This is a genomic window from Synechococcus sp. CCY9201, assembly GCF_034931105.1.
Taxonomy (GTDB): domain Bacteria; phylum Cyanobacteriota; class Cyanobacteriia; order PCC-6307; family Cyanobiaceae; genus CBW1002.
Genome location: NZ_JAYGIC010000134.1, coordinates 1 through 9,760, shown reverse-complemented (window position 1 = coordinate 9,760; position 9,760 = coordinate 1). Strand labels below are relative to the sequence as shown.

The following is a 9,760-nucleotide window of genomic DNA, read 5'->3' as shown; positions in this document are numbered from 1 at the left end:
TCCGGTACATATGGAGCGATCAGGAGTAAAGGCAATCACGGATTGCCTGATTCACGGCTACTTTAGCGGTTTCTCATGCTTGAGACCAGCTGCGGCGCAATGGATCTGGATTTTTCAGGAGTCCCTATGTGTTCACCGGCTCGGATCTGAGTGTGGCGACCATCCAGCTGTCCCGCATCGAGCGGTCGTTGATGGAGCTCCTCTCCACAACGGATCCCGAGCGTCGCCGCTTGATCAGTGCGCAGATCCTCGGGGCCTACCAGAAGATGCAGGGCCACCTGGAACGGGCCCAGGGCCAATTGGCAGCCAATCATGCAAACGACACGGAGCTGCTTGTTCCCCTGGGCGAGTTGATGGGGGTGATGCGCTCCTTCCGTCCGGCCTTGCAGGCCATGGAGAGCCGTTCTCAGGTGAGGAATCTGCACTTCGAGATCGTGCTGCAGTCGCTGATCGAGAAGCTCGAACAGATCAATGCGTCGATCAACGAGGAAGCGGCGCAGCGGAATCGCGAGGCCGGCAGGGTTGCTGCCACCAGCATCAACATGCTGGCGCTGGTGCTGATCGCGGGGATGGTCCTGGCGGTCTCGGCGGCCCTTCTGGTGGCGCGCTCCGTGCGTCAGCCGGAAGATCGATTGCGCCGGGTGGTGGAGAGCCTGGCCGAGGGGGAACTGGATCAGGAGATCCCATTCGCCCACTACCCCAATGAGATCGGCGCCTGGAGCCGATCAATCCGGGTGCTGCGCGATCAATCCCGCCAGGTGGAAGACCAGCGCTGGATGAAGAGCCACGAGGCCGAGATCGCCGCCACCCTGCAGCTCTCGCAGGGTTTCAGTGATCTGGTTGATCGTTTCTTTCGCGCCTTCGCCGCCGCGGTGCCGATCGGCCACGGCGCTTTCTTCCTGCTCGCTCAGGGGCAGGAGAGGCTGCGGTTGCTTGGAGGTTACGCCTACCGACAACGCGAGGATCTTGCCCAGCAGTTCCGCATCGGCGAGGGGCTGGTGGGCCAGTGTGCGCTTCAGCGCCGACCCATCATCCTCACTCACCCGCCGGCCGACTATGTGCGGATCGGCTCCAGTCTTGGGGAGGCGGTACCCACGCTGCTGTCGTTGTGGCCGGTGCTGCGCGGAGATCGGGTGCTGGCGGTGCTTGAGGTGGCCAGCTTTCAGCCGTTCCAGCCGCGGCAGCTGGCGCTCATCGAGGCGATCCTGCCCGTGCTGGCGATGAACCTCGACATTCTCGAGCGTCGCGCCAACACCGAACAGCTGCTGGCGCGTTCCCGGAAGCTGTCCGAGGCTTTGCAGCAGCAAGCCGCCGAGCTTGAAGCAGGGCAGCTGGCTCTCCAGAGCACCGAAGCCTGGTACCGCGCCATTATCGAATCGGCTCCAGACGGCATGCTGGTGGCGGATTCAGCCGGCTGCGTGATCCTTGCCAATTCGCAGGCCGAAGCCATGTTCGGTGTGGCTTCCGCAGGCCTGAAGGGACATGAATTCGTGGCGCTCGTTCCGTCTGCTGGGCCGATCCTGGAGCAATTGCTCCCCTCTCTGACCAACGTGGATCCCCAGCCTGACGCTGAGATCTTCACTGTCGAGCTCAGCGGTCAACGCAGCGCCGGAGTCGAGTTTCCTGTGGAGATCAGGATCTCCCTCTTGCCGGATTCCGAGGGCAACGGCATCTGCTTCTGTGCAGCCTTGCGGGATATCACCCAACGGCGTGAACAGGCAGCAGCGATCCGGCAGTTGCTGGACCAGCAGGAGGCGATCTTCCAGAGCGCTCCCAATGGCATTCTCTACATCAAGGGCGGCATCATGGCCCAGGTCAACCGGCGCGCTGCGGTCTACCTCGGTTACGAACCCGGCGAGTTGATCGATCGTTCTGCGTCCATCCTGTTCCCCAGCCCGGAGGATCACGATGCCTTCGAGGCCGCCATGCTGCCTGATCTGAAGGCCGACAGGATTGCCACCTGTGAGTGGACCTTGCAATGCAAGGACGGCCAGCCCTTTCTGGCCAGTGTGTCGGCTCAGGCCCTGCGGGTTGAGGGGGATCAGCTGTCTGCCGTGTGGATGTTCGAGAACATCGCCGAACGCAAGGCAGCCGAGGAGGTCGTGAATGCGTTCTTCCGCAGTTCCAACGATGCCCTGCTCATTTTCGATCCCGAGCGGGGTTGGGAGCATGTCAATGACCGTGCCCTCGAGATGTTCGGCTACGAGAGTCTGGAGCAGTTTCTCCAGACCAGTCCCGGCCAGGACCTCTCGCCGCCGCTGCAGGCCGATGGCAGCCTCTCGGCGGAGCGGGTCTCGACGACCGTCTCCGACATCCTGGCCACCAGACAGATGAAGCGCTTTGACTGGCTGCATAGCCGGCGGGATGGGGTTGTCTTTCCCTGCGAGGTCACGTTGGTGCCGGCCATGCTTGGAGGCAGGCTGAAGCTGATGAGCACGATCCACGACATCAGTGATCGCAAGCAGGCCGAGATGGCGCTGTTGCAGGCCAAGGAGCTGGCCGAGGAGGCCACCAGGGCCAAGAGTGATTTTCTGGCCAACATGAGCCATGAGATCCGCACGCCGATGAACGTGATCCTTGGGATGTCGCAGCTGGCGCTGCAGACCGATCTCGATCGCAGACAGCGCAACTATGTGGGCAAGGTTCACACCTCCGCGGAACACCTGCTGGGCATCATCAACGACATCCTCGACTTCTCCAAGATTGAAGCCGGCCGGATGATCATGGAAGCGGTCGACTTCTCCCTTGAAGCCGTGCTTCGCCATCTCGCGGATCTGGTCGGGATGAAGGCTGTCGACAAGGGTCTGGAGCTGCTGTTTGATCAGACGATCCATTGTCCGGATTCTCTGGTGGGCGATCCGCTGCGGCTCTCGCAGGTGTTGATCAACCTCGGCAACAACGCCGTGAAGTTCACCGAACAGGGCGAGATCGTGGTGGGGGTCGAGCCCCTTGAAGCTGGTGCCGATTCCGTGATGCTGCACTTCTGGGTGCGGGATACGGGCATCGGCCTGTCCGAAGACCAGATTGGCCGCTTGTTCCAGTCGTTCAGCCAGGCCGACAGCTCCGTGACGCGCAAGTACGGCGGCACGGGATTGGGGCTGGCGATCTCCCGCAATCTGGTGGAGATGATGGGTGGGTCGATCTGGGTGGAGAGTGTCCTCGGCTCGGGCTCCACGTTTCACTTCCATGCCCGTTTCGGCCTGCAGCCCCATCCCGCTGCCAAGCGGATGCCTGTCGCCGAGGAGTTGCGCGGCGTGCGCGTGCTGGTGGTGGACGACAACTCCAGTGCCCTGGAAATCACCGCCGCCATGGCCCGCGGCTTCGGCATGGAGGCCGACACAGCCAGCGATGCTGAGGCGGCGGTGCGGGCGGTGCAGCAGGCCGATGCCGAAGGCCATCCCTATGCCCTTGTGCTGATGGACTGGCGCATGCCTTTGATCAACGGGATCGAGGCGGGGCTGCAGATCACGGCCTTGCCTCTGAAGACCCAGCCGCGCCTGCTCTTGGTCACGGCGTTCGGGCCCGATGATGCCGAGGAGATGGCCGAACGGAATGGGCTCGCGATCCATGGGGTGATCAGCAAGCCCACCACGGCCTCCTCCCTGCTGGAGGCCATGGCCTCAGCCCTGGATCATCTCCAGGCCCGGTCGGAGTCGCGCCGTTCCGAGCAGGACCGGCAACCGGCGGAAACGGTGATGGCCCTGGCTGGAGCGCGGCTGTTGCTGGTGGAAGACAACGCCATGAACCAGGAACTGGCCTGCGAGCTGCTGCGCCAGGCCGGCCTGGTGGTGGAGGTGGCTGGCAATGGTCAGGAGGCTCTCGATCTGCTGGCGCACGATCGCCGCTTCGACGGCGTGTTGATGGACTGCCAGATGCCGGTGATGGATGGCTACACCGCCACCCGTGCGATCAAGGCCGATCCGGCCCTGGCGTCGATCCCTGTGATCGCGATGACGGCCAATGTGATGACCGGGGATCGGGAGAAGGTGCTGGCGGTGGGCATGGTGGATCACATCGCCAAGCCCCTCGATGTGGAGGTGATGTTCCGCACCCTGGCGCGCTGGATTCACCCCCCTCTGTCGGGTCTCGATCGACGCGCCGGTATGACCAGCACCATGGGCAATGCCCAGCTGTACCGGCGCTTGCTGCGGCGTTTTTCAGAGGAGCAGCAGACCTTCGAGGCCCAGTTCCGGGCGGCGTGGCAGGGGGGCGATGTCAGCACGGCCACCCGTCTGGCGCACACGCTCAAGGGCACGGCGGGCACCATCGGCGCCCGCGGCGTGCAGCAGGCGGCCGCGACCCTGGAAGCGGCCTGTTCGGAGCAACCTGAGCAATCCCAGCAATCCCAGCAATCTGGGCAATCCGAGCAAGCAGACGCTGAAACCGCCCAGGTTGAGGATGCACTGCAGGCGTTGCTCGCCCAGCTTCGCCCTGTGCTGGCGGGCCTGGAGGCCCTGGAACCTGGCGATGGGTCCGGCGAGGGACCTGATTCCGGGGACCGCTCAAGGGCCAGGGCGGAGCAGGATCCCGCCGCTCTCGCTCTCCAGCAGGAACGGCTGGAGCGTTGCCGCAGCTTGCTGGCCGCCAGCGATGCGCAGGCGCGGGAAGCGTTGGAGGACCTGGCGGAGCAGCTCGGTCCCTCCGCTCTGGGAGATCAGGTGCGCCGGGCGCTGCACTGCGCCCGCCGCTTTGACTTCGATGCGGCACTCGCCGCCCTGAACGCCGTTCCGGTTGGTTCGGCCTGAGTCTTCAGCGGCGGCTTGTTCAGCGGCGCTTTGCTCAGCGGTGCCTTGATCTGCGCTGCCGTGATCAGCGGCGCCCCAGCAGCTCTTCCCAGGAGGGTGTCTCCTGCGGGTTGCTGCTGGTTCCGCGCCGTTCGCTGCTGCACGCAGCGCTGCGGGATGGGGCGCTGCGCGACGGGGCGGTGTTGCGCTTGGCGCCAGCTTGGGTGGTTCTGGTGATGGGTCGGTTGCGGGTGATGGACATGACGTTGCGACTGGATATGGATCACGCACCGGCCAGCTGCCACGGTCCCCGATGGGACTCGCACACGGGCAGCACAGACGTGGCGGTGGATCACCGCCAGGGCTTTGGTCCTGAAGGGCCGTCCCCAGGAAGCGCAGGGGCGGCTCGGTGCTGGTTCCGGCATGCGCGAGCACGCGGCTCGCCGGCTTCTGCCAGATGAGAGCAACGTAACCCACAAAACGGCAGAACGGCAGGAACCCTCACATTCGGCCAGGTTCAGGTCGGTATCGGCGCCGCCACAAGCGCCGCCATCAGCAGCCCGAGGTAGGTGCCCAGCATGTAACCGATCAGCCCCACGGCCACCCCCGGCACGGCCAGGTCCTGGCGGCCGCAGGAGGTGGCCAGGGCCAGAGCTGTGGAGGGCCCGCCCACGGCGGCCTGGCTGGAGACGAGCGTGTCCACCAGGCCCCAGCGGCGCCAGCGGGCCAGGGCCAGCACCCCCACCGCCTGCACCGCCACCACCAGGGCGGCATAGATCAGCACGTTCAACCCTTCCCCCAGCAGCGCCATCACGGCCGCGCTCAGGCCGATCACCGCAAAGAAGGGATGGATCGCCAGCAGGCCCAGGGGGTAAGCCAGCGCCTTGCAGCGCAGGCCGGGAATCTGGGCCACCACCAGCGCCAGGCTGGTGAGCACCACGATGCCGAGGCCCGGCACCTGGGGCAGCAGGGGCTCCAGCCAGGCGGTGAGCGCCGTGGCGGCCAGCATGGTGAGCACGGCCAGCGCCAGGCAGGCCAGGGCCTGGCCACCCCACTGGCGCCAGTGCCGCCACACCAGCGGAATGAAGCGCGCGCCGGGATCGAGCGCTCCGGCCTCCGTCTCCAGGTGGAGGTTGTTTTGGCGTCGATGCCCCAGCAGCAGGCTGAGCAGAAACCACACTGTGAAGACCAGCTGATCGGCGGCGGTGGCCAGGGTCACCAGGTCGGGCCGTACCGCCAGGGCCCGCGCCACTGACACGAAATTGAGGCTGCCGCCGGTGTAGGTGGCCGTGAACAGACCGGCCAGGGGCGGGGTGTCTGCCCCGAGCGCGGGGCCCAGCAGCAGGGCGCCGAGCAGGGCTGCCAGACAGGTCACCACCACCGCGGCGGCGAAGGGGGCGATCAGGCTGCGGCCCTCCTCCCACACCCGCCGGCCATCCACCGCCAGCAGCAGCAGCACGATCGCCACCGAAGTGAGCGGCCCATTCACGCCCTCCGCCACCGATTCCGGCAGGCGTAGCCCCAGACCATTGGAGGCGAGCAGGCCGAGGCTCAGCACCCAGAGCGTGGGGCCGAGCCGCCCGAACCAGCCGGGGCGCTCGCCCAGCCAGAAGCCCATCGCCGTCAGGCCCAGCACCAGCGCCCAGCCCGCCAGGGTGTCGTTCATCTGTGTCGCCGTGTCGGCACCCGGAACCTGGCGCCCATGCTGCAGCCGCCCCAGCCGAGCCGGGCTGGTGCCGTCAGAATGCGCCGATCCGATCCCGGCGCATGACCCCCCGGAACGCCATCGCGTTCGGCCTGCTGGTGATGGTGCCCCTGTCGGCCTTGGCCGAAACCCTGCACTGGGGCGATGGGGCGGTGTTCGCCACCTCGGCGCTGGCGATCATTCCCCTGGCGATCTGGCTGAGCACGGCCACCGAGGAGCTGGCCATCAGCTTCGGCCCCTCGATCGGGGCTCTGCTCAATGCCGTGTTCGGCAATGCCACCGAGCTGATCATTGCCCTCACCGCCCTGAAAGCCGGTCTGGTGGAGATCGTCAAGGCCAGCATCACCGGCACGGTGATGGCCAACCTGCTGCTGGCTCTGGGGCTCTCGATGCTGGTCGGTGGCATCGGGCGCAGTGAGCAGCGCTTTCAGCCGGTGGTGGCCCGGGTGAATGGATCGGCCATGACCCTGGCGGTGCTGGCGATCCTGCTGCCCAGTGTCGGCAGCCTCGCCAGCGGCAACCTGGCCGGTGGCGGCGATGGTGGCGTGGCAGCGGCCGGCCGCGAATCCTTCTCCCTGTTCGTGGCCTGGGTGCTGCTGGCGGTCTACGGCCTCACCCTGTTGTTTTCGCTGCGCACCCACCGCACCCTCTATGCCGTGGCCGAAGCCGACAGCGAGGAGCTCGCCCATGGCGGGGAGCGCCCCAAGGTGCTCCCCTGGGTGATGGTGCTGCTGCTGGCCACCCTGGCGCTCACCTATGAATCCGAGCTGTTTGTCGGCGTGGTGGAGAGCGTCACCGAGGGCTTCGGGCTCACGGCCCTGTTCACCGGCGTGGTGTTGCTGCCGCTGCTGGGCGGCGCCGCCGAATACCTCACGGCGGTGAGCATGGCCCGCAAGGACAAGATGGATCTGTCGGTGTCGGTGGCCCTGGGCTCGACCCTGCTGGTGGCCCTGCTGGTGGTGCCCCTGCTGGTGCTGCTGGGGCCCTTCCTGGGCCACCCCCTCGATCTGAGTTTCAACCTCTATGAACTGGTCGCCGTGATCGCCGCCGTGGTGGTGAGCAACCTCGTCAGCCTCGATGGGCGTTCCGACTGGCTGGAGGGGGTGCTGCTGCTGGCGACCTACCTGATTCTGGGCGCAGGTTTCTACTTCCAGGGCGGTTCCCTGCCATGAGTCAGCTGTCCGACGAGCGCCGCACGGCTCCGGCCCCCTTCCGCCCGATCACCCTCTGGGCCCTGCTGCGCCAGTCGCCCCTGCTGCGGTTGCTGCTGGCGGTGGCGCTCACCCTGGCGGCCTCCCTGGCTGGCCTGGTCTGGGTGGCGGCGGCGGCGGCCCTGCTCACCGTGGGGCTGTCGCTGCATCAGTTGCTGCCGCCGCTCTGGCAATTGCTGCGCCAGCGGATCGACGATCCCCCCACCGCCCGCATCGCGGCCGTGCTGGCGCTGGTGCTGGCCCTGGTGGTGATCACCCTGCAGCTGGGCTGGTGGGATCCCCTGCTGGGGATCTACCGCCGCGCCGACTGGGAGGCGATCGGCGCCATCGGCGAAGGGGTGATCGGCGCCTTCGGGCAGATCCTGGTGGCTTCGGTGGCGCTGATGATCGCCTGGCGGCAGGTGATGGTCGACCAGCGGCTCACCACCCAGCAGAACCGCATCACCCAGGCCCAGACGATCGACAGCTTCATCCACGGCGTCTCCGAGCTGATCAGCGACGACGAAGGCCTGCTGGAAGACTGGCCGCTCGAGCGGATGCTGGCCGAGGGGCGGCTGGCGGCCGTGCTCAGCAGCATCGATGCCGACGGCAAGGCCCGCATCCTGCGCTTTCTCTCCCATGCGCGCCTGCTCACTCCGCTGCGGCGCGACCATCGCCTCGGCCGCGCCATCCTCGATGGCCAGGGAAGCTATGAAGAAGACCGGGTGGCCGGCGTGCCCGTGATCCAGCTGTATCAGAGCCTGCGGGGTCAGGACCTGGCCGGCACCGATCTGCGCGGCATTGATTTCAATGGCGCCGACCTGCGCGGCACCAATCTCGAAGCCACCGACCTCAGCGACGCCAACCTGGCCGGTGCCGATCTGGGCGGGGCCTGCCTGGAGGGGGCACGGCTGGAGCGCACCCGCTTCTTCTATGGCCCGCTGGAGAGCGCCACGCCGCGCCAGATCGGTCTCAGCCCTGATTTTCTGAGTGGACGGGGCACCGGCGCCCTGGTGGAGAACATCAATCTCACGGGGGTGCGGCTGCTGGATCCGGAAGCCCGCCACTACCTGGCGGCCTGGAGCGGCAAGCGCTCCCGCCAGACCCTGCCGGGCGGCTGCAAGGGGCTGCCGGATCGGCTGGCGCTCCGCGCCGAGGAGGGCGCCTGATGGGCTGGATCGCCCTGGTCGCGGCCCTGGCCGCCGGGTTCTGCGGCTGGAGCTCCCTGCATCAGGGGCGCCGCCTGAGCCTGCTGCGGGCGGCGCGCAGCAGCAGCGTGGCCGAATTGCTGGATCTGCACGCCACCGTGGTGGATGGCATCGGCGGGGGCTCCTTCCGGGAACTGGTCAAGCTCGAGGGGGAGCTGGTCTGCGAGGAGCCGCTGCAGGCCCCCTGGAGCGGCGAGGCCTGCGTCGCCTTCGTCGATACGGTCACGCACCTGTATCAGGAGCGGGTTGAGGAGCAGACCACCGATTCCGAAGGGCGCACCACCACCAAAAGCCGCTGGGAGCAGCGCTCCCAGGAGGTGAGTCGGCTGGAGCGGCGCTGCTGCTTTCGCCTGGCGCAGGCCGGGCAGGAGCTGCCGGTGGAACCGGAGCAGGCCGAGCTGGAGTGGGAATCGGTGCTCTCCGTCCTCGAACCCGACGACGAGGCGGCGCCTTCCGGCAAGGGTCAGGCTTTGGCGCCTCAGCAGATCCGCAGCCTCGGGATGCGACGCGATGAAGAGGTGTTCCGCTCAGGTGGGCGGATCTTCGTGGTGGCCGAGGTCAGCGATGCCAGCGGCAGCCTGGCCCTGCGCAAGCCGGAGCAGGAGGGCCTGTTCCTGATCCGCCGCGAAGGTGAGCAGCTGCTGCTGTCACGAACGTCGCGTCAGCGTCGGATGTGGGCCGTGGGCAGCGCCGTGCTTGTCGTCACGGCCCTGGTGCTGGTGGTGCTGAGCCTGGCGGGCTGAAGCTGCCCGCGGCCCCATCAGTGGGCGGCTTGCCCGATTGAAGGTGTATGGGGTATGGTTTTGGACTGCGCAGCACACCGGGAGCGAGAGCACCGGTGGAAACGCAGAGTCTTCGGTGCTGCGAGGCACTGAGGGCGAGTGCCGTTTGCCTGCAAGGGTGGAGGGTGCGTGCTTACGACGAAGGAGGCGC

General features: G+C 67.0%; 6 protein-coding genes. 4 read left to right on the top strand and 2 right to left on the bottom strand.

Features of this window, described 5'->3' with window-relative positions:
• The first annotated feature begins 128 nt into the window (after positions 1–128).
• Entirely contained in the window at positions 129–4,745 is a 4,617-nt protein-coding gene (locus VB716_RS13165; protein WP_323270727.1) for a PAS domain S-box protein, read from the top strand.
• A gap of 64 nt (positions 4,746–4,809) precedes the next feature.
• Here the strand turns inward: VB716_RS13165 and VB716_RS13160 are convergent, their stop codons facing one another.
• Together VB716_RS13160 and VB716_RS13155 are read right to left on the bottom strand one after the other, a co-directional pair.
• On the bottom strand, positions 4,810–4,986 hold the full coding sequence (locus tag VB716_RS13160; RefSeq protein WP_323270726.1) for a hypothetical protein: 177 nt from the start codon (positions 4,984–4,986) through the stop codon (positions 4,810–4,812).
• Between the two features lie 255 nt (positions 4,987–5,241).
• Entirely contained in the window at positions 5,242–6,390 is a 1,149-nt protein-coding gene (locus VB716_RS13155) for a DUF819 family protein (protein WP_197171008.1), read from the bottom strand.
• A 101-nt stretch (positions 6,391–6,491) separates the two neighbouring features.
• Between VB716_RS13155 and cax the strand changes: the two genes are divergently transcribed.
• From cax to VB716_RS13140, 3 genes are read left to right on the top strand one after another with little or no spacing between them, the layout of a single operon-like run.
• The gene (cax, locus tag VB716_RS13150) at positions 6,492–7,601 is read left to right on the top strand and encodes a calcium/proton exchanger (protein ID WP_323270725.1); all 1,110 of its coding nucleotides are present in this window, start codon (positions 6,492–6,494) and stop codon (positions 7,599–7,601) included.
• Positions 7,598–8,788 (top strand): pentapeptide repeat-containing protein, encoded by a 1,191-nt coding sequence (locus VB716_RS13145; RefSeq protein ID WP_197158323.1) that lies wholly within the window; start codon positions 7,598–7,600, stop codon positions 8,786–8,788. Before cax ends, VB716_RS13145 begins: the two co-directional genes overlap by 4 nt.
• Positions 8,788–9,570 (top strand): GIDE domain-containing protein, encoded by a 783-nt coding sequence (locus tag VB716_RS13140; RefSeq protein WP_323270724.1) that lies wholly within the window; start codon positions 8,788–8,790, stop codon positions 9,568–9,570. The genes VB716_RS13145 and VB716_RS13140 overlap by 1 nt, the downstream gene beginning before the upstream one ends.
• The last annotated feature ends 190 nt before the right edge of the window (positions 9,571–9,760 follow it).

Bases quoted from the DNA above. Each gene is read 5' to 3' on its own strand.
- VB716_RS13160 (WP_323270726.1), bottom strand. From the start codon at position 4,986: ATGTCCATCACCCGCAACCGACCCATCACCAGAACCACCCAAGCTGGC.
- VB716_RS13155 (WP_197171008.1), bottom strand. From the start codon at position 6,390: ATGAACGACACCCTGGCGGGCTGGGCGCTGGTGCTGGGCCTGACGGCG.
- cax (WP_323270725.1), top strand. From the start codon at position 6,492: ATGACCCCCCGGAACGCCATCGCGTTCGGCCTGCTGGTGATGGTGCCC.
- VB716_RS13145 (WP_197158323.1), top strand. From the start codon at position 7,598: ATGAGTCAGCTGTCCGACGAGCGCCGCACGGCTCCGGCCCCCTTCCGC.
- VB716_RS13140 (WP_323270724.1), top strand. From the start codon at position 8,788: ATGGGCTGGATCGCCCTGGTCGCGGCCCTGGCCGCCGGGTTCTGCGGC.